Annotated in this window: 17 protein-coding genes; 10 read left to right on the top strand and 7 right to left on the bottom strand. The window is 65.7% G+C overall.

Translation table 11 applies throughout. From position 1 onward, the window contains the following. Positions 1-65: 65 nt before the first annotated feature. Positions 66-1277 carry an MFS transporter gene (locus AC1ROX_RS15885; protein WP_493126920.1) on the top strand — a complete coding sequence of 404 codons (1212 nt, stop codon included), beginning with the start codon at positions 66-68 and terminating at the stop codon, positions 1275-1277. 68 nt (positions 1278-1345) lie between these two features. Beyond that, positions 1346-1639, top strand: a complete 294-nt coding sequence (locus AC1ROX_RS15890; protein WP_493126921.1) for a hypothetical protein — start codon at positions 1346-1348, stop codon at positions 1637-1639. A 2-nt stretch (positions 1640-1641) separates the two neighbouring features. Here the strand turns inward: AC1ROX_RS15890 and AC1ROX_RS15895 are convergent, their stop codons facing one another. The 3 genes from AC1ROX_RS15895 to AC1ROX_RS15905 all read right to left on the bottom strand — a co-directional run bounded on the left by AC1ROX_RS15895 (position 1642) and on the right by AC1ROX_RS15905 (position 4194). Then, entirely contained in the window at positions 1642-2748 is a 1107-nt protein-coding gene (locus tag AC1ROX_RS15895) for a PLP-dependent cysteine synthase family protein (protein ID WP_493126922.1), read from the bottom strand. Between the two features lie 66 nt (positions 2749-2814). Then, positions 2815-3255, bottom strand: coding sequence for a hypothetical protein (locus tag AC1ROX_RS15900; protein ID WP_493126923.1), 441 nt, complete (start codon positions 3253-3255; stop codon positions 2815-2817). Next, positions 3256-4194, bottom strand: coding sequence for an acetamidase/formamidase family protein (locus tag AC1ROX_RS15905; protein ID WP_493126924.1), 939 nt, complete (start codon positions 4192-4194; stop codon positions 3256-3258). 120 nt (positions 4195-4314) lie between these two features. On the opposite strand from AC1ROX_RS15905, the gene AC1ROX_RS15910 reads away from it, so the two are divergent. Together AC1ROX_RS15910 and AC1ROX_RS15915 are read left to right on the top strand one after the other, a co-directional pair. Beyond that, the gene (locus AC1ROX_RS15910; RefSeq protein ID WP_493126925.1) at positions 4315-5010 is read left to right on the top strand and encodes a hypothetical protein; all 696 of its coding nucleotides are present in this window, start codon (positions 4315-4317) and stop codon (positions 5008-5010) included. Further along, complete coding sequence (locus tag AC1ROX_RS15915) at positions 5007-5867, top strand: 23S rRNA (adenine(2030)-N(6))-methyltransferase RlmJ (RefSeq protein WP_493126926.1); 861 nt, start codon at positions 5007-5009, stop codon at positions 5865-5867. Before AC1ROX_RS15910 ends, AC1ROX_RS15915 begins: the two co-directional genes overlap by 4 nt. Positions 5868-5871: 4 nt before the next feature. Here the strand turns inward: AC1ROX_RS15915 and AC1ROX_RS15920 are convergent, their stop codons facing one another. Next, complete coding sequence (locus AC1ROX_RS15920) at positions 5872-6693, bottom strand: polyphosphate kinase 2 family protein (protein ID WP_493126927.1); 822 nt, start codon at positions 6691-6693, stop codon at positions 5872-5874. Positions 6694-6787: 94 nt separating this feature from the next. On the opposite strand from AC1ROX_RS15920, the gene AC1ROX_RS15925 reads away from it, so the two are divergent. Genes AC1ROX_RS15925 through AC1ROX_RS15940 form a run of 4 tightly spaced genes read left to right on the top strand, consistent with a single transcriptional unit; the run spans position 6788 to position 10544 of the window. After that, a complete protein-coding gene (locus tag AC1ROX_RS15925) occupies positions 6788-7918 on the top strand; it encodes an ABC transporter permease (RefSeq protein ID WP_493126928.1) in 1131 nt (376 codons plus the stop codon). Further along, positions 7918-8769: an ABC transporter ATP-binding protein gene (locus AC1ROX_RS15930; protein WP_493126929.1), complete on the top strand. Its 852-nt coding sequence runs from the start codon at positions 7918-7920 to the stop codon at positions 8767-8769. Before AC1ROX_RS15925 ends, AC1ROX_RS15930 begins: the two co-directional genes overlap by 1 nt. Positions 8770-8775: 6 nt before the next feature. Continuing rightward, a complete protein-coding gene (locus tag AC1ROX_RS15935; protein ID WP_493126930.1) occupies positions 8776-9810 on the top strand; it encodes an MlaD family protein in 1035 nt (344 codons plus the stop codon). Next, complete coding sequence (locus AC1ROX_RS15940; protein ID WP_493126931.1) at positions 9807-10544, top strand: ABC-type transport auxiliary lipoprotein family protein; 738 nt, start codon at positions 9807-9809, stop codon at positions 10542-10544. Before AC1ROX_RS15935 ends, AC1ROX_RS15940 begins: the two co-directional genes overlap by 4 nt. Before the next feature lie 99 nt (positions 10545-10643). On the opposite strand, the gene AC1ROX_RS15945 is transcribed toward AC1ROX_RS15940, so the two are convergent. Continuing rightward, on the bottom strand, positions 10644-11708 hold the full coding sequence (locus tag AC1ROX_RS15945; RefSeq protein ID WP_493126932.1) for a phosphotransferase: 1065 nt from the start codon (positions 11706-11708) through the stop codon (positions 10644-10646). Positions 11709-11787: 79 nt separating this feature from the next. Next, positions 11788-13347 carry a fatty acid--CoA ligase gene (locus AC1ROX_RS15950; RefSeq protein WP_493126933.1) on the bottom strand — a complete coding sequence of 520 codons (1560 nt, stop codon included), beginning with the start codon at positions 13345-13347 and terminating at the stop codon, positions 11788-11790. 134 nt (positions 13348-13481) lie between these two features. Here AC1ROX_RS15950 and AC1ROX_RS15955 point away from each other — a divergent pair, with 134 nt between their 5' ends. Continuing rightward, complete coding sequence (locus tag AC1ROX_RS15955) at positions 13482-14453, top strand: UDP-glucuronic acid decarboxylase family protein (protein ID WP_493126934.1); 972 nt, start codon at positions 13482-13484, stop codon at positions 14451-14453. 169 nt (positions 14454-14622) lie between these two features. Here AC1ROX_RS15955 and AC1ROX_RS15960 read toward each other — a convergent pair whose 3' ends face one another. Continuing rightward, positions 14623-15648 (bottom strand): NAD-dependent epimerase/dehydratase family protein, encoded by a 1026-nt coding sequence (locus tag AC1ROX_RS15960; protein ID WP_493126935.1) that lies wholly within the window; start codon positions 15646-15648, stop codon positions 14623-14625. Between the two features lie 306 nt (positions 15649-15954). Here AC1ROX_RS15960 and AC1ROX_RS15965 point away from each other — a divergent pair, with 306 nt between their 5' ends. Then, positions 15955-17709: a carbamoyltransferase family protein gene (locus tag AC1ROX_RS15965; RefSeq protein WP_493126936.1), complete on the top strand. Its 1755-nt coding sequence runs from the start codon at positions 15955-15957 to the stop codon at positions 17707-17709. Positions 17710-17756 lie beyond the last annotated feature (47 nt).

Genomic DNA, 17756 nt, shown 5'->3' on the forward strand with positions numbered 1-17756 from the left:
CGCCAGGGCCGCTTGCCAATTATTAACTAATTGGTTAAGTATTGGCCGACCTGAGGAGGATCGCGATGGAACGGTCTTACGGCTGGGTGATCGTCGGCGCCGGCGCGCTGATGGGATGCGTCGCGATCGGTGCGCTGTTCTCGCTGGCGGTCTTCCTGCAGCCGATGTCGGAAGCGACCGGCTGGTCGCGCACCGGCATCTCCAGCGCGATGACGCTCGACTTCCTGACGATGGGCGTCGCGGCCTTCGGCTGGGGCGCGCTCAGCGACAAATTCGGTCCGCGCATCGTCGTCCTGTCGGGCGCGGTCCTGCTGGGGCTGGGCCTTGCACTCGCCAGTCGCGCCACCAGCCTGCTCGAGTTCCAGCTCGTCTACGGCATCGTGGTCGGCGTGGCGGCCGGCGCCGTATTCGCGCCGATGATCGCCACCGTAACCGGCTGGTTCGACAGGCATCGCAGCCTTGCCGTGTCGCTCGTGTCGGCCGGGATGGGCGTGGCACCGATGACCATCTCGCCCTTCGCGCAGTGGCTGATCTCCGCCCACGACTGGCGCACCGCCATGCTGACGATCGCCATCGGGACCTGGGCGCTGCTGATTCCGGCGGCCCTGTTCGTGCGCCGCCCGCCGGAGGCCATGGCCGCATCGTCCGGCATGCCGGCAGAAGGCGGGGAGGGGATGACGGTGGGGCAGGCGCTGCGCTCGCCGCAGTTCATCGTGCTCTCGCTCACCTTCTTCTGCTGCTGCGCCGCGCATTCGGGCCCGATCTTCCACACGGTGAGCTACGCGCTGGCCTGCGGCCTGCCGGCCATGACGGCGGTCACCATCTACAGCGTCGAGGGATTGGCAGGGCTCGGCGGCCGCCTCCTGTTCGGCCTGCTGGGCGACCGGTTCGGCGCGCGGCGGGTCGTCGTCGTCGGCCTGATGGTCCAGGCGATCGGCGCCGGCAGCTACTACTTCACGCGCGACGCCGGGGAGTTCTATGCCGTCGCCATCCTGTTCGGCATGGCCTATGGCGGCGTGATGCCCCTCTATGCCGTGCTCGCCCGCGAATACTTCCCCATGCGCATCATGGGCACGGTGTTCGGCGGCGCGGCGATGATCTCCAGCCTCGGCATGGCGCTGGGGCCGGCGGTCGGCGGCTGGATCTTCGATACCTTCCACGGCTACGGCTATCTCTATATCGCTTCGTTCGGCATCGGACTGGCGGCCGTCGCGATCGCGCTGGCCTTCCCGCCGCTGCCGTCCTCGCACCGCGGCCCGGCCCCACAGCCGGCATAAATCTGCGCAGGCTACGCAACGCCGGGGCGGTTCCCCGAGTTGATCGGGTACAGAACCCGGAGAGTCCGATGAAAGTGGCCCTGTCTGCCCTGCTGATCGTCACTGCCGGTGGTGCCGCCGCTTACGCCCAGCCCCAGCGCTTCAATTCCGACTTCAGCACGATGCAGGAGTCGGGTCCGCCGGTGGCCGGAGGCAACGGCATGACCGTCGGACCGAATTGGAAGAACCAGGCGACGTCGCCGATGCCCGGCTCGCAGGAGATCAGCGAGCTGCCGCGCTACCCGATCACCGAAGAGCCGATCTTTGCGAAGCCGATGGCGCCGCCGCCGGCCCGTAAACCGCCGCCGCGCGCCCAGCAGTAAGGTTAGATAATCGCGTCGCCGTCCTTCAGGAAGGCTTCGAGCGCCTGCTCATGCGGCTCGAGGTCGAGGCCTTGGGCGGCGACCCATTCGTCGTTGTAGTAGGTGTGGCCGTAGCGCTCACCGCTGTCGCAGATCAGCGACACCAGCGATCCCGTGCGGCCTTCCGCCTTCATGCGCGACGTCAGGATGCACAGCGCCACGAAGTTGGTGCCGGTCGAGCCGCCGACCTTGCGGCCGAGCAGTCGCGACAGGACCCGCATGCCGGCCAGCGACTGGGCGTCGGGCACGCGCATCATGCGATCGATCATGTTGGGCAGGAACGACGGTTCGACGCGGGGCCGGCCGATCCCTTCGATGCGCGAGCCGCGATCGCAGGTCGCCTTCATGTTGCCCTTGGAGAAGGCCTCGAAGAAGGCGGAGTATTCCGGATCGGCCACGCACAGCCGCGTAGCGTAGCGCATGTAGCGGATGTAACGGCCGAGCGTGGCCGTGGTGCCGCCGGTGCCGGCACTCATTACGATCCAGGTCGGCACGGGATTGGGCTCGCGGCTCATCTGCTCGAAGATCGATTCGGCAATGTTGTTGTTGCCGCGCCAGTCGGTTGCCCGCTCGGCATAGGTGAACTGGTCGACATAGACGCCACGCAGCTCGGTCGCGAGCGCATCGGCGGCGGCATAGATGCCGCTTCCGTCGGAGACGAGATGGCACTTGCCGTGCTGCCGCTCGATCTCGGCGATCTTCTCGGCCGAGGTCGAGGCCGACATGACGGCATGGAAGGGCAGGCCGAGCAGGCGCGCGAAGTAGGCCTCCGAGATCGCCGTCGAGCCCGACGAGGCCTCGACGATCGGCGTGTCGTGCCGGATGCGGCCGTTGCAGATGCCGTAGAGGAACAGCGAGCGCGCCAGCCGGTGCTTGAGGCTACCGGTGGGATGGGTCGACTCGTCCTTGAGATAGACGTCGATCCCGTCCAGCACCGGCAGGTCGAGCCGCAGCAGGTGCGTGTCGGCCGAGCGGCGCTGGTCGTTGCGGATCAGCTCCAGCGCGTGGCGGGACCATTCGGCATCGTTGTGACGGGCGACCGCCTCGTCGAGTAGCTGCATATGCGTCATGGTCCGCTCGCCCGTTCCCCGGTTCGTGCTGTCAGCCGCGATGAACTTTTCGGAGGGACTCGCAGCTCATGATCTTTGGCAAGAAAATTCAAACACTTCCACCGACGTATCGCCCTCTCCGAGCATGCGAGCTTCGAGGTCGAAAGGTCCGTTGGGACCTTTCGCCTTGTAGAGAAACCTGAAAGCACGCCCGTCGGACAGCAAGATCGACATCGCCGGCTGCAATCCCAGTGGGTAAGCTTGGAAGGCCCGCCCTCTGATGTCCCATGCTCCCCCCGGACCACCCGGTGTGACCTTGTCGCGGCGGAAGTCGATCTTGAAATTGGCGCGTCCGGTACTTCGCGAACAACCGCGCTCGAGCGCGCAGGTGTATCTGAGGGGTTCCTTGCAAGTCACATGTACAGCTTGATCCCAGACAGGCTTCGTCGGGACCCAATCCTGTGCGAAAGCTTCGGTCGGCAAGATCAGGAACGCGAGGCCGCCCAGTATCTTTGCGATTACCTGCATCTAGCCGCCGATGATCTTCTTCGCGATCATGCAGTGGATGCCCTTGTTGCCGTCCACCGTCTGCGTGACGTGCAGGTCGGCCTGCAGGCTGCAGAGCATGTAGGCGTCCTCTGGCTTGAGGCCGGTCTTGGCGGTGATCAGCCGGATCATGTCGCGCAGCGCTTCCTTGGCGGCGTCGTCGAGATCCTGGTCGAAGCCATGGGTGATCCAGTGCGTCGCGGTCTCGGCGCGCGGATTGTTGAGCTTCATGTTCTTGTGAAGCGTGAACTTGAAGGTGCCGCTCAGGCTGGTCTCGAGCGCCGTCAGGTTGACCTCGCCGTCGCCCTGAACGCCATGGCCGTCGCCGGCCGAGAACAGGCCGCCGTCGGCGAAGACGGGGAAATAGACCGTCGTGCCGACCCGGAAGTGCTTGTTGTCGATGTTGCCGCCGAAGGCGCGCGGCTCGACCGAGCTGCACTGGCCCCATTCCGGCGGCGGGGCGACGCCCATGATGCCGAAGAACGGATTGAGTTCGATCTCGGTGCCCCACGGCATGGTGCAGACGCCGCGGTTGGAATCGATCGGGATGTGGGTCAGGCGGAAGAAGGGGAAGTCCTCGGGCAGGGTGCCCATCAGCGGCCGCTGCACGTTCCAGCCCCAGTTGGTGCGGAACTTGATGTCGAGCACCTCGACCGCCAGCACGTCGCCGCGCTCGGCGCCCTCGACATGGACGGGACCGGTCAGGATGTGGCGGCCGATATGCGGCTTCAGCTTGGAGAGGATCTCGCGATGCTCGGGCAGCACGTTGTACGGCTCGCCCGGCAGAATCTCGGCGGCGCCGGACACGCAGTGGATGGTCGCCGTGTCGCCCGACTTGATGCGAAGCTGCGGCGGGAGCTGGCTGTCGAAATAGCCCCAGTGGCAAGTCTCGGGCGAAGAATGCAGCTCGTGGTTGGCCATTTCGATCCTCAATTGTAATGTCCCGCGCCCGAAGCACATACCGTGCCCGGGGAATCATCTCAAATCGGCCTGACGGGCTCCATTGCCGCTCCGCGGTCCTTGCCCCATGTTCCCGCCGGTATGCGATTCGTCTTCCTGGGGCTACTCCTTTTCGGCGTTTTTGCCAGTCGCGCGGGCTGGTCCCAGACCACCGGCGGGACCGCGCTCGCGCCACCGCGCGCGGTCGTGCTCTACGTGCATGCCGACCTCAAGGACGACGCTTTCGTGGACCCGCTGATCTGCGAATTGAGGCGCGTGCTGGTGCCGCCCGTGCGGGCCCAGCCGCTGGCATTGCCGATCGGTCCGGATATCATGGCGTCGGCCACCCAGGTCGATCTGCTGAAGCTCGTGCCGCGCATTGTCGAAGCCACGAAAAAGGACGGCGGACCGGAGCTGCTCAGGTTCCTGCTGACGCCCCACGACATCAGCGCCGATAACAAGAGCCTGTTCGGTTTCACCATGGGCCGCCCTTACAATAGCGGGGCCGTTTCGACGGCACGTCTTGCGTCCGTCGGGTCCATGGCGCGCGAGGATGCCACGAAGTTGACGACGGAGCGGACCTACAAGGTCATCTTGCGCCAGATCGTCCGTCGATCGGGGTACCGCATGTCCGAAGGCTGCGTGCTGGCCAATCCCGGCAGTCTTGGTGCATTGGATGCGAAGACCTCGGAGTTCTGCGCCGACGACCGTGCCGCGCTGGTCCAGGCGGGGCTTCTCAAGGCACGACCCAGCGGCGGCTGTACACCGGTCGCCCAACTCGACAGGAAGATCCTTTGAACTACCGTCACGGCTATCACGCCGGCAATTTCGCCGATCTGCTGAAGCACACCGCACTCTGCGAGCTGCTGCGGCTGCTGACGGCCAAGGACAAGAAGCTGTTCGTGCTCGACACCCATGCCGGTGCCGGCGGCTACGATCTCGGCGGTTCGCAGGCCCGGCGCACGGGCGAGGCGGAGGCGGGGATCGGGCGCCTGATGGCCGAGAGCCGGACCGGCATGCCCGGCGCGGTCGCGCGCTATCTGGCGGCGGTGCAGGCCTACGACCGCAAGTTCGGACCGGCGGGCGGTGCGCTGCATCGCTATCCCGGCTCGCCGCGGCTGGTGCGGGCGGCCCTGCGGCCGGGCGACCGCTTCATCGCCTGCGAGAAACATCCACAGGAAGCGCTGCTGCTGAAGCGCGAATTCGCCGGCGATCGCGCGGTCGAGGTACGCCAGGCCGACGGCTATCATGCCGTGAAGGCCGCGTTGCCGCCGGTCGAGCGCCGGGCGCTGGTGCTGATCGATCCGCCCTTCGAGGCCACCGACGAGTTCGAGACGCTGGCGCGCGCCGTGCGGCACGGGCTGCGCCGTTTCCCCATCGGCTGCTACGCGATCTGGTATCCGATCAAGGACGGGGCGCCGGTGTCGGAATTCATCGCGTCGCTGGCCGACGTGAAGTACCTGAACATGGAACTCGACCTCGGCCCACGGACGCCGGAGGGCAAGCTCGCGACCTGCGGGCTGGTCGTCATCAATCCCCCGTGGAAGTTCGAGGAGGCGATGCGCGAAGCTTTGCCGTGGATCGCGGCCCGGCTGGGGCCGGACGTGCGGGCGACCTTTTCGGTTTCGCCCGCCGTCGCATCGGCGCAGGCCTAGCGCTCTACTTTTTCTTCGCGTCCTTGTCGTTCTGCGGCGGCTGCCAGCCCCACAGTTCGTAAGCGGCCTTGGCGATCTGGGGATCGAGCGTGTGGCCCCCGGTCTTCACGCCTTTACCCAGCACATCGGCCACGACCTTCAGGCCCTTCAGCCTTGCATGCATCTTGTCGTCGCTGGCGATGACGTGCCACGGCGCGCATTCGGTGTCAGTCTGCTCGAGCATGTCGCGATAGGCGTCGAGATACTGCTTGCGCTTGGCGATGTTGCGGAAGTCCTCGAGCCCGACCTTGTAATGCTTGCTGGGCTTGTCCAGCCGCTCGATCATCCGCTTCTTCTGTTCCTCCGCGCTGACATGGACGAGCAGCTTGACGATGCGGACGCCGTCATCGGCGAGCTGGCGCTCGAACTCGTTGATTTCGCGGTAGGCGCGCTTCCATTGGTCCTTGTTGCAGAAGCCCTCGATGCGCTCGACCAGGACGCGGCCGTACCAGGTGCGGTCGAAGATCGCCCAGTTGCCGGGTGCCGGCAGCCGGTTCCAGAAGCGCCAGAGATAATGCCGGCCCTGATCCTCGGGCGTCGGCGCACCGATCCGGTGGACCTGCACCGATTTCGGCTCGAGCCCGGCCACCAGCCGCTCGATCAGGCCGCCCTTGCCGGCGGCATCCCAGCCGTCGATGCCGATCAGCACGCGCCCGCCCGTCCGCAGATGGTAGGTGTGGAGGTCGAGCAATTTTTGCTGCAGTTTCTTGAGCCGGTTTTCGTAGCTCTCTTTGTCGATCGGACCGTCGATCATCTCGATCTTGTCCAGACGCGGCCATTTGCCCATCGAGTCCTCCGGGCCGGATCGTGCCAGCGGCGCGGCGCGGAGGCAAATGCAGGGAGATTGACAGCACGAACCGGCGCGACGACTAATCTCGCCGATGGCTGAAGCGGAACCCACAATTCGTTACACGGAGCGGGCAGGGAAGCCCGTCGTCGAGGTCGGCGGGACCTGGACCGTGTTCAGCGTCCGCGGAATCCGCAAGAAGGCCGAGAAGGCGCTGCAGGCGGCCGGGGCGGGCGCCAAGGGACAGCGCACCGTCGATGCCAAGGGCGTCGAAAGGGTCGATACGGCCGGCGCCCTCGAGATATTGCAGCTCGCGGGCGGCGGACCGGAGGCGGAGGTCGAGACCCGGGACCAGGCACAGGCCGACCTGTTCAAGGTCGTCCGCGAAAACATGTGCGACGCCCATCCCGACCATCACGTCAACTGGCTGGCGCACTGGCTGGAGGAGATCGGCCGCGGCACGATCGATTTCTACAAGCAGATCCTCAATCTCTGCGCCTTCTTCGGCGAGATCCTGGTGGTCGTCGTCGAGGCCATCCTGCAGCCCAAGCGTTTCCGGCCGAGCGCCGTGATCCGGCAGATGTACGAAGTCTGGATCCGGGCGCTGGTGATCGTCGGCGTGCTCTGTTTCCTGATCGGCGTCGTGATCGCCTACCAGGGCGTCCAGCAGCTCCGCCAGTTCGGCGCCGAGACCTTCACCGTCGAGGCCGTCGGCATCGGTATGTTCCGCGAGCTGGGGCCGCTCCTGACCGCGATCATCGTCGCCGGCCGCTCGGGCAGCGCCTTCACCGCCCAGATCGGCACCATGCAGGTCAACCAGGAGGTCGATGCCATGCGCACGATCGGCCTCAACCCGGTCGAGTGGCTGGTCCTGCCGCGCATCACCGCGCTGCTGATCTCGATGCCGCTGCTGGCCTTCTGGGGCGACATGGCGGGCCTTCTGGGCGGCGCGGTCGCCTGCACCGTCTATCTCGACTTCACCTTCGTGCAGTTCTTCGACCGGCTGCGCGACACGGTCGGCGCCTGGCATTTCTATACCGGCATGATCAAGGCGCCGGTGTTCGGCATCGTGATCGCCACCATCGGCTGCTTCGAGGGGCTTCAGGTTCGCGGCAGCGCCGAGAGCGTGGGCCAGCTCACGACCAAGTCGGTGGTCGAATCGATCTTCTGCGTGATCGTGCTCGACGCGGTGTTCTCGGTCATCTTCCTGCTCGCGGGCGTCTGATGGCCGAAGAGGGCCAAGCCAGTACCGAAGATTTGCCGCCGAAAGCCCCCCTGGCCGAAGGCGGGCAGATCACCGATCACCGCAACGGCCGCGAGGTCGTGCTGTGCCTGCGCGGTATCCGCACCCAGTTCGGCGACAAGGTGATCCACGACAATCTCGATTTCGACGTATTCAAGGGCGAGATTGTCGGCCTGGTGGGCGGGTCCGGCACGGGCAAGTCGGTGCTGCTGCGCACCATCATCGGGCTGAACGAGGCGCGCGAGGGCACGATCGAGATGCTCGGAGTCGACACCAGTACCCTGCGGGGGAAGGCCAGCCGCGACATGCTGGCGAGGACCGGGGTGCAGTTCCAGGACGGCGCGCTGTTCTCCTCGCTCACCGTTACCGAGAACATCATCGTGCCGATTCGCGAGCATGCCGAGCTCGAGGAAGAGACCATGCGCGAGATCTCGGCGCTGAAAGTGGCCCTGGTCGGGCTGCCGCCCGACACCGGGGAAAAGAAGCCGTCGGAGCTTTCCGGCGGCATGCGCAAACGCGCGAGCCTTGCCCGTGCGCTGGCGCTGGATCCAGAACTCCTGTTCCTCGACGAGCCGACCGCTGGTCTCGACCCGATCGGCGCGGCTCACTATGACGAGCTGGTGAAGGGGCTTTCCCACAGCCTCGGGCTGACCATCCTGATGGTCACCCACGATCTCGACAGCCTGAATGCCGTTTGCGACCGCATCGCGGTCCTGCTCGACAAGCGCGTCGTGGTAGGTACCATGGAGGAACTGTTGGTATACGATCACCCCTGGGTCCGGGAGTACTTCCACGGACCGCGGGGACGCGCAGCACGCCAGGAGCATAAGTAGCGTCCGATGGAAAGAAAATCGCCCTACGTGCTGATCGGCGCGGCGATGATCCTGTTCGTGGCAGCCGTGGCCGGGTTCGTGATCTGGAAGCTGCGCGCCGGCGACCGTACGTCGTATGCCTACTACGATATTCTCTTCTCAGGCGACGTGCAGGGGCTAACCCTCGATTCGCCGGTCTTCTACCGCGGCCTGCGCGTCGGCCGCGTCGCCAACATCCAGCTCACCTCGCGGGTCGACACCCAGCGCTCCACGGGACGCGAGCGGCTGTCGGAAAAGATCGAGGTCACGGTGGCGGTCGACTGGGCGATCGACATCCGCGACCGCTCCTACGCCGTGTTCGAGAAGCCGTTCATCGCCGGCGCGCCGTTCATCCAGATCGTCGGCCGCCTCGACGTCGACCAGGTGAAGCCCAAGAAGAAGCTGGGCGACAAGCCGTACCCCGAGATTCGCGAAGGCGCCTCGTTCCTGCAGGCGACCTCGACTTCGGCGCAGGAGCTGCTGACCAAGGCCAGCACCACCGTCGACCGGCTGAACGACCTGCTGAGCCCCGACAATATCGGCGCCGTCACCGACACGCTGCGCAACCTGCAGACGGCGACCAATGCCTTCGCCAAGTCCGATACCGCGATCCAGACCACCCTGGCCGAGCTGCCGCAGGCCGTCGCCGACTTCCGCAAGACCTTCGCCAAGCTGAACGACCTGTCGGACTCGCTGACCCTGATCGCGCAGGAGATCGGGCCGCAGGATGCCGAGACGCGCAAGGCGCTCGCCGGCAAGGATCCGGGCGAACTGCGCAAGGCGCTGAACGAGACACGGGCGGCGCTGGCCAACATCAATGCCGCGGCAGGCCAGATCAACAAGCTGGTCGCGGACAACAGCCGGCCGATCAAGAACTTCACCGAGACCGGCCTGACCGAGTTCTCGCTGGCGCTTCGCGACCTGCGCCAGCTCACCGCCAATCTCAACGTCATCGCCACACGACTGGAGCGCGACCCGGCCAACTTCGTGTTCAGCGGCAAGCAGGGATATACGCCGAAATGATCCGATGCCTGGCCGCCTGCGCGGCCGCCGTTGCTCTCCTGTCGAGCTGTTCGTTCGTCAGCGCGGTCGATTCGGTTGGCGATCCGACCGACCTCTACACGGTCTCGCCCAAGAGCACGTTCGACACCGACCTTCCGTCGGTCTACTGGCAGCTCGCCGTGGAAGCTCCCGTGGCCGCCGCCAATCTAAACACCGGCCGCATCGCCATCGCGATGACGCCGACCTCGACGGACTACTATGCCAAGGTGGCATGGACCGACCGGGCGCCGCTGATGGTGCAGACCCGGATCGTCGATTCCTTCGAGAACACGCGCAAGATCGTGGCAGTCTCGCGCGAATCGATCGGCCTGCGCGCCAACTACGTGCTGCAGCCCGACCTGCGCAATTTCGAGGCGATGTACTTTTACGGCCAGCCGCCGATCGTGAAGGTCCGCATCATCGCCAAGCTGGTGCGCATGCCCGACCGGCAGATCATCGGTGTCGCCACTTTCGAGCGCTGCGTCCGGGCGCGTGCCGACAAGGTGCCGAAGGTCGTCGAGGCCTTCGACCAGGCGCTGGGCAGCGTCATCAAACGGCTGGTGTCGTGGACCCTGAGGACGCCGCCGGCGCGGCCGCCGAGCGAATCGGCACCCTACGACATCGAGCGTTACCGCAACCCGGCGAACGCCATCATCGACAGCGAGAACTGCCCCAAGGGCCACGACGCGTCGCGGGTGCCCTACACCGACGAGTAGGCTGAACTCGTCAATGGAGCGCGCCACTCCAGTGGCGCTCATATCTTCTCTATCAACGAAGCTTGAGCGCCACTGGAGTGGCGCGCTCCATTGAGGGGCTCAGGCGCGCTTTTCGACCATTTTCCAGGCGAGGTCGGCCATGGCGCGGGCGCGGTTGCCGTACTTGGTCGCGGTCTCCGACGAGGCATTGCCGTCGAGGCCGCGCTTATAGACGCCCTGAACGATGGCGGCGAGGCGGAACAGCGAGAAGGCGAGGTAGAAGTTCCAGGCCGGCACTTCCTCGCGGCCGGTGCGGCGGGCGTAGGCGGCGAGATATTCCTGCTCGGTCGGGATGCCGACCGCCTTGAGGTCCAGGCCGGCATAGCCGCCCGAGGCGCCGAATCCCTCGCCGAAATGGTACATCATGCAGTTGTAGCCGAGGTCGGCCAGCGGATGGCCGAGGGTCGACAGCTCCCAGTCGAGCACGGCGATGACGCGCGGCTCGGTCGGATGCACGATCGTGTTGCCCAGGCGATAGTCGCCGTGATTGATGCGCGTCTCGTCGCCCGGCGGGATGTTCTCCGGCAGCCACTTCTTCAGGGCTTCCATCGATTCGATGTCTTCGGTGCGGGCGAGGTCGTACTGGCTCGACCAGCGCGCGACCTGGCGCTGGATGTACTGGCCCTCGCGGCCGTAATCGCCAAGGCCGACGGCGCGATAGTCGACATTGTGCAGGCGGGCCAGCACGTCGTTCATCGAATCGAATATCTTGCCGCGGTCGGCGGGCGAGATACCCGGCATCCGGACGTCGGCGAAGACGCGTCCCGGCAGGAACTGCATGATGTAGAAGGCCGTGCCGATCACCGAATCGTCTTGGCAGAGCGCGTAGGGCTTCGGGACGGGCACGTCGGTATGGTCGGCCAATGCCTTGATCACGCGATACTCGCGGTCGACCTGGTGCGCGGACGGCAGAAGCTTGCCCGGCGGCTTCTTGCGCAGGACGTACTGGTTTCCCGCTCCGTCGGTGACGTGGAAGGTCGGATTGCTCTGCCCGCCCTCGAACTGGAGGATGCTGATCGGGCCGCGATAGCCCTCGACATTGGCCTTCATGTAGTCGGTGAGCTTGGCCTCATCGAAGACGTGGGCCTGGCGGACGGGCGTGAGATTGTCGGGCAGATTGGACATGAGACTGTTCTAGAACCGTGGCTTTGGAAATTCGAGGCGCGTTTGCTTCAGGGTCCGCAGGGCGAGCAGGTAAGGGCTGTCAGTTGATATTGCGCTCCCTTCCTTCCCAGTAGGGCTTGCGCAGCTCGCGCTTCAGGATCTTGCCGGTCGGATTGCGCGGCAGGGCGTCGATGAAGTCCACCGACTTGGGCAGCTTGTAGCCGGCGATCCGTTCGCGCGCCCAGCCGATCAACTCGCCCGGCGCCACGTCCGCGTCGGCCTTGCGGACGACGATGGCCTTCACGGCCTCGCCCCAGCGCTCGTCGGGGACCCCGATCACGGCCACGTCGGCGACGGCGGGATGGCCGAACAGCGCGCTCTCGACCTCGGCGGGATAGATGTTCTCGCCGCCCGAGACGATCATGTCCTTCACGCGGTCGTAGATGAACAGGTAGCCCTTCTCGTCGAGGTAGCCCGCGTCGCCGGTGAAGAACCAGTCGCCGTGGATGGCGCGCTTGGTGGCATCGGGCAGGCGCCAGTAGCCGCCCATGACCTGCGGCGAGCGGACCGCGATCTCGCCGACCGTGCCGGTGGGCATGTCGGTGCCGGCATCGTCGACGATGCGCAGCTCCACGCCGACCTGGGCATAGCCACAGGACAGGAGCTTCTTCGCGTCCGATGGATCGTGATCCTCGGGCGGCAGCAGGGTGATGGCGCCGGTCGTTTCGGTCAGGCCGTAGACCTGCTGGAAGCCGCAGCCGAAGGTCGCCATGGCCTGCTTGAGCAGCTCGCCGGGGATCGGCGCGGCGCCATAGACGATCAGGCGCAGGCTGGAGAGGTCGGTCTCACGTATCTGCGGCGCCTGCACCAGGAACAGGATCATCGCCGGCACCAGCAGCATCACCTCGATGCGGTCCTTCTCGATGATCTCGAGCACACGGGCGGGGACGAACTCGCGCACGACGTGATTGGTCGCGCCGGCGAACAGTCCCGCAATGGCCCAGCCGGCGCCGCCGATATGGAACATCGGCAGGCAGACGATGTTCTGCGTGCCGGGCTTCAGCAGCCAACTCCGGGTCCATTGCTCGAACATGAACCTGAAATTGGCGTTGGTGAGTTCCGCGCCCTTCGGCAAGCCCGTGGTGCCGCTGGTGTAGAACTGGACCGCGGTGTCCTGCGGCCGGGCGGTGAGGCGAGGGTCGGTGTCGGGATGGCGGTCGCGCCACTCGGCGAGGGCCTCCCAATCGCCGTGGCGGGGACCCAGGGTCACGATCCTGCGCACGCTCCTGAGCTGGCCGCGGATCTTCTCGACGACCGGGAAATACTCCTCGCCGACGAACAGGATCTCGGCCTCGGCATCGTTCACGATCTGCAGGACTTCGGGCGGCGCCAGGCGCCAGTTCACCGACACCATCACCGCGCCGGCCTTGGCCGTGCCGAACAGCAGCTCGAAAAAGACATCGCTGCTCTTGTCGAGGTGGGCGACGCGGACCTGCGGCCTGACGCCTTCGGCGATCAGGCCATTGGCGATGCGGCTCGAGGCGCGGTCGAGCGCGCCGTAGGTCGTGGTCCGGCCTTCATATACGATCGCCACCGTGTCCGGACGCGCCGCGCCATGGGCGCGCACGATGTCGGCCAGGCCGACCATCTCGATGCTCATAGGACGTTTCCCCTGCCATATTGGCCCGTCCGTCGTTGCAGACAGGCGGCATCATCCTTCGGCGATTTTGGAGTGAATTCAAGAGCTTGATCGCCTAGTGTCGCCGCCGAACACGGGCGTTTCCAAGGGGCACCATGGGCAAGCGGATTCTGGTCACCGGCGGGGCGGGCTTCCTCGGCTCGCATCTCTGCGAGCGGCTGCTCGAGGCCGGCCATGACGTGCTCTGTGTCGACAACTACTTCACCGGCAGCAAGGCCAACCTCCTGGCCTGCCTCGACAATCCCCGCTTCGAGCTGATGCGTCACGACGTGACCTTCCCGCTCTATGTCGAGGTCGACGAGATCTACAATCTCGCCTGCCCGGCCTCGCCGATCCACTACCAGCACGATCCGGTGCAGACGACCAAGACCAGCGTCCACGGCGCCATCAACATGCTGGGGCTGGCCAAGCGGGTGCGGGCGAAGATCTTCCAGGCCTCGACCAGCGAGGTCTATGGCGACCCGACCGTGCATCCCCAGGTCGAGAGCTACCGCGGCAACGTCAATCCGCTGGGCCCGCGTGCCTGCTACGACGAGGGCAAGCGCTGCGCCGAGACGCTGTTCTTCGACTATCACCGCCAGCACAAGTTGCGCATCAAGGTGGCGCGCATCTTCAACACCTACGGCCCGCGCATGCATCCCAACGACGGGCGCGTGGTGTCGAACTTCATCGTGCAGGCACTGAAGGGCGAGGACATCACGATCTATGGCGACGGCATGCAGACCCGCGCCTTCTGCTACGTCGACGACCTGCTCGACGGCTGGCTGCGCCTGATGGATCACACGCCCGACGATTTCACCGGGCCGGTCAATATCGGCAACCCGGTCGAGATGCCGATCCGGCACCTTGCCGAGAAGATCCTCGAAAAGGTCGGAGGCAAGAGCCGGCTCGTGTTTGCGCCGCTGCCGGCCGACGATCCGATGCAGCGCTGCCCCGACATCACCCTGGCGCGCGAGATGCTGAAATGGGAGCCGAAGGTTGCCCTCGACGCGGGCCTCGACAAGACGATCGCCTTCTTCGACGACCTGCTGAAGAGCAACCGGGGCGTCACCGGCATCGGGCGATAGTGGGCGCGAAGACTATCAATGGAGCGCGCAACTCCAGTTGCGCTCAGAACTTCATCAACAAGACATGAGCGCAACTGGAGTTGCGCGCTCCATTGCGGCACCGATTCCAATAAAAAGCGCCGCGAAGTTTCCTTCGCGGCGCCTTTGATGACGTTTGATCTTGGTCCGCCTACTGAGCGGCAAGAGCCTGCTTCGGCAGCGCGTTGACGACCGAGACCTTGCCCGAGGTCATCTCGTCGTAGATCCACTTGTAGGTCTTCTCCATGCCGTCCTCGAGACGGATGGACGGGGCCCAGTTCATCAGCTTCTTGATCAGCGTGTTGTCGCTGTTGCGGCCGCGCACGCCCTTCGGGGCGTCGAGCTTGTAGCTGCGCTTCAGCTTGATGCCGGCGATCTTCTCGACCATGTCGACCAGCGTGTTGATGCTGACCAGTTCGTCGCTGCCGATGTTCAGCGGCTCGATGATGTCGCTCTCGGCGAGCTTGATCGTGCCCTGGGTGCAGTCGTCGATATACATGAACGACCGGGTCTGCTCGCCGTCGCCCCAGATCTCGATCTCGTGCTTGCCCGACAGTTTGGCGGCGATGACCTTGCGGCACATCGCGGCCGGGGCCTTCTCGCGGCCGCCGTCATAGGTGCCTTCCGGCCCGTAGACATTGTGGTAGCGCGCGACGCGGGTGGCGATGCCGAAATCCTCACGAAAGTGGCGGGCCATGCGTTCGCTGAACAGCTTCTCCCAGCCGTAGCCGTCTTCCGGCAGGGCGGGGTAGGCGTCTTCTTCCTTGAGCGCGGTGACGTTGGCGTCGGTCTGCTTGTCGCCGTTGTAGACGCAGGCCGAGGACGAATAGAAGAAGCGCGGAACGCCGGCTTCCTTGGCGGCGACCAGCATGTGCGTGCTGGTGAGCACCGACAGCATGCACTCGGCCTTGTGGGTCTCGATGAAGCCCATGCCGCCCATGTCGGCGGCGAGGTTGTAGATCATCGCGGCGCCCTTGGCGGCCTTGCGGCAGGGCTCGAGCAGGGCGAGGTCGCCCACCTGGTTCTCGACGCCCGGAGTCTTCTGGTACCACTCCTCGAGCGGCTTCACGTCGACGGCGCGGATCTTGGTGTGGCCGCGCTGCTGCAGCACCTTCACCAGATGGCCGCCGATAAAGCCACCGGCGCCGGTGACGACGACGAGATCATTCTTGGACATGCACGAAAGCCTTTCGATCGAAGCGAGGGGTTTTATCCGACTTATCAACGACTTGCGAGGGTGGCGCCGCGCCTCGGTTCGAGCACGCGATCGGGGCCCCGGGGGAAGACGGGCCGCGCGAGGGTGTCCGTTTGCTTGGAAGTGCCGGCCTCGTCAAGCCGCGCCGCGTCGCAGGGCCTGTGCATGATGTTGCAGCGGGGTCGCACGAAAGAAACTGCAAGGCCGGTGAAAAAGATGGTCACCCGCAAAAATTGATCTATACCAACCACATAGGCGTAATTTTCTCCCGATGTCCGTTCCTCGCGCATGACTTACATTCTCGGCCTCAACGCCTATCACGCCGATGCCGCCGCCTGCCTGGTCAAGGACGGAGAACTGGTCGCGGCGGTGGAGGAGGAGCGGTTTCGCCGGATCAAGCATTGGGGCGGCTTCCCCAGCGAAGCGATCCGCTACTGCCTGGCGGAGGCCGGCATCTCGCTGGGCGATGTCGACCATGTGGCGGTGAACAGCGACAACTCGGCCAATCGCTGGCGCAAGCTCGCCTTCGCCCTGACCTCGGGGGTCAGCCTGGACTATGTGATGAGTCGGCTGCGCAACCGGGGGAAGCGCGCCGACATCGCGGGCAACCTGAAGCGCCACCTGCCGGAGCAGGAGTTCCGCGGCACCGCGCACGCGGTCGAGCACCATCTCTGCCATCTGGCCTCGGCCTTCCTGGTCTCGCCCTACGACAAGGCCGTCGCGGTCTCGGTCGACGGTTTCGGCGATTTCTCCTCGGCGGCCTGGGGGCTGGGCGAGGGCGGCGCGCTCTCGGTCGACGGTCGGGTCTACTTCCCGCATTCGCTGGGCGTCTTCTACGAGGCGATGACCCAGTTCATCGGCTTCCCGCACTACGGCGACGAGTACAAGGTCATGGGCCTCGCCCCCTACGGCCAGCCGCACTACGTCGAGCAGATGAAGCAGATCGTCCGTCTCAGGAACGACGGCACCTTCTCGCTCGACCTGCGCTACTTCCGCCATGCCTCGGGGAAGGGCGCCGACTATCAGGTGAAGAACGGCATTCCCTCCGGGGGACGCCTGTGGAGCGAGGAACTCACGCAGCTCCTCGGGCCGGCGCGCGATCCCGCGGCGCCGCTCGGAGACAAGCACCGCGACATCGCCCGCTCGGCCCAGGTCACCTACGAGAACGCCTTCTTCAACCTGCTGAACGCGCTGCATGCGCGCTACGGCGCCGATGCCGTCGTTCTGGCGGGCGGCTGCGCCTACAATTCGGTGGCCAACGGCAAGGTGCTGGAGCGTACGCCGTTCAAGAAGCTCTATGTCCAGTCGGCCGGCGGCGATGCCGGCGGCGCGATCGGTGCGGCCTTCGCGACCTGGCACAAGACCGGCGGCGCGACCGCGCGACGGCACTTCGTGATGGACCACGCCTATTGGGGCCCGTCGGCGACGCCGGACGAGATTGCCGCGGCCATCGCCCAGCGCCGCGCCGACTTCGACGCCGCGGGCTGCCGCATCGAGCGCATTGCCGACGAGGCGACGCTGTGTCGTCACACCGCGCAGGCGATCTCAGAAGGCAAGGTGATCGGCTGGTTCCAGGGGCGCCTGGAATGGGGTCCGCGCGCGCTGGGCAACCGCTCGATCCTGGGCGATCCGCGCCGTGCCGACATGAAGGACATCCTCAATCTCAAGATCAAGCGACGGGAATCCTTCCGCCCCTTCGCGCCCTCGATCCTGCGCGAAGCCGTGCCGCAATGGTTCGAGACCGACGACGACGTGCCGTTCATGATGCAGGTCTTCCGCATCCGCGAGGAGAAGCGGAAGGAGATTCCCGCCGTCACCCATGTCGACGGCACCGGCCGCCTGCAGACCGTCACCTGGGCGGGCAACCCGCGCTATGCCCGCCTGATCTCGGCCTTCCGCGACCTCACGGGCGTGCCGATCGTGCTCAATACCAGCTTCAACGAGAACGAGCCGGTGGTCTGCAAGCCGGAAGAGGCGATCGACTGTTTCCTGCGCACCAAGATGGACGTCCTCGTGCTGGGCGATACGCTGGTCCAGCGCTGAACATGCATTTGAGCTATCCTGCCCCCGCGGCAGTGAAACGAGGGACG

It is taken from the genome of Reyranella sp. GW821-FHT14A01 (assembly GCF_058803965.1).

Coding starts and splice junctions, on each gene's coding strand:
- AC1ROX_RS15885 (WP_493126920.1), top strand. CDS start 66: ATGGAACGGTCTTACGGCTGGGTGATCGTCGGCGCCGGCGCGCTGATG.
- AC1ROX_RS15900 (WP_493126923.1), bottom strand. CDS start 3,255: ATGCAGGTAATCGCAAAGATACTGGGCGGCCTCGCGTTCCTGATCTTG.
- AC1ROX_RS15950 (WP_493126933.1), bottom strand. CDS start 13,347: ATGAGCATCGAGATGGTCGGCCTGGCCGACATCGTGCGCGCCCATGGC.
- AC1ROX_RS15905 (WP_493126924.1), bottom strand. CDS start 4,194: ATGGCCAACCACGAGCTGCATTCTTCGCCCGAGACTTGCCACTGGGGC.
- AC1ROX_RS15930 (WP_493126929.1), top strand. CDS start 7,918: ATGGCCGAAGAGGGCCAAGCCAGTACCGAAGATTTGCCGCCGAAAGCC.
- AC1ROX_RS15940 (WP_493126931.1), top strand. CDS start 9,807: ATGATCCGATGCCTGGCCGCCTGCGCGGCCGCCGTTGCTCTCCTGTCG.
- AC1ROX_RS15965 (WP_493126936.1), top strand. CDS start 15,955: ATGACTTACATTCTCGGCCTCAACGCCTATCACGCCGATGCCGCCGCC.
- AC1ROX_RS15960 (WP_493126935.1), bottom strand. CDS start 15,648: ATGTCCAAGAATGATCTCGTCGTCGTCACCGGCGCCGGTGGCTTTATC.
- AC1ROX_RS15925 (WP_493126928.1), top strand. CDS start 6,788: ATGGCTGAAGCGGAACCCACAATTCGTTACACGGAGCGGGCAGGGAAG.
- AC1ROX_RS15895 (WP_493126922.1), bottom strand. CDS start 2,748: ATGACGCATATGCAGCTACTCGACGAGGCGGTCGCCCGTCACAACGAT.
- AC1ROX_RS15910 (WP_493126925.1), top strand. CDS start 4,315: ATGCGATTCGTCTTCCTGGGGCTACTCCTTTTCGGCGTTTTTGCCAGT.
- AC1ROX_RS15945 (WP_493126932.1), bottom strand. CDS start 11,708: ATGTCCAATCTGCCCGACAATCTCACGCCCGTCCGCCAGGCCCACGTC.
- AC1ROX_RS15890 (WP_493126921.1), top strand. CDS start 1,346: ATGAAAGTGGCCCTGTCTGCCCTGCTGATCGTCACTGCCGGTGGTGCC.
- AC1ROX_RS15955 (WP_493126934.1), top strand. CDS start 13,482: ATGGGCAAGCGGATTCTGGTCACCGGCGGGGCGGGCTTCCTCGGCTCG.
- AC1ROX_RS15920 (WP_493126927.1), bottom strand. CDS start 6,693: ATGGGCAAATGGCCGCGTCTGGACAAGATCGAGATGATCGACGGTCCG.
- AC1ROX_RS15935 (WP_493126930.1), top strand. CDS start 8,776: ATGGAAAGAAAATCGCCCTACGTGCTGATCGGCGCGGCGATGATCCTG.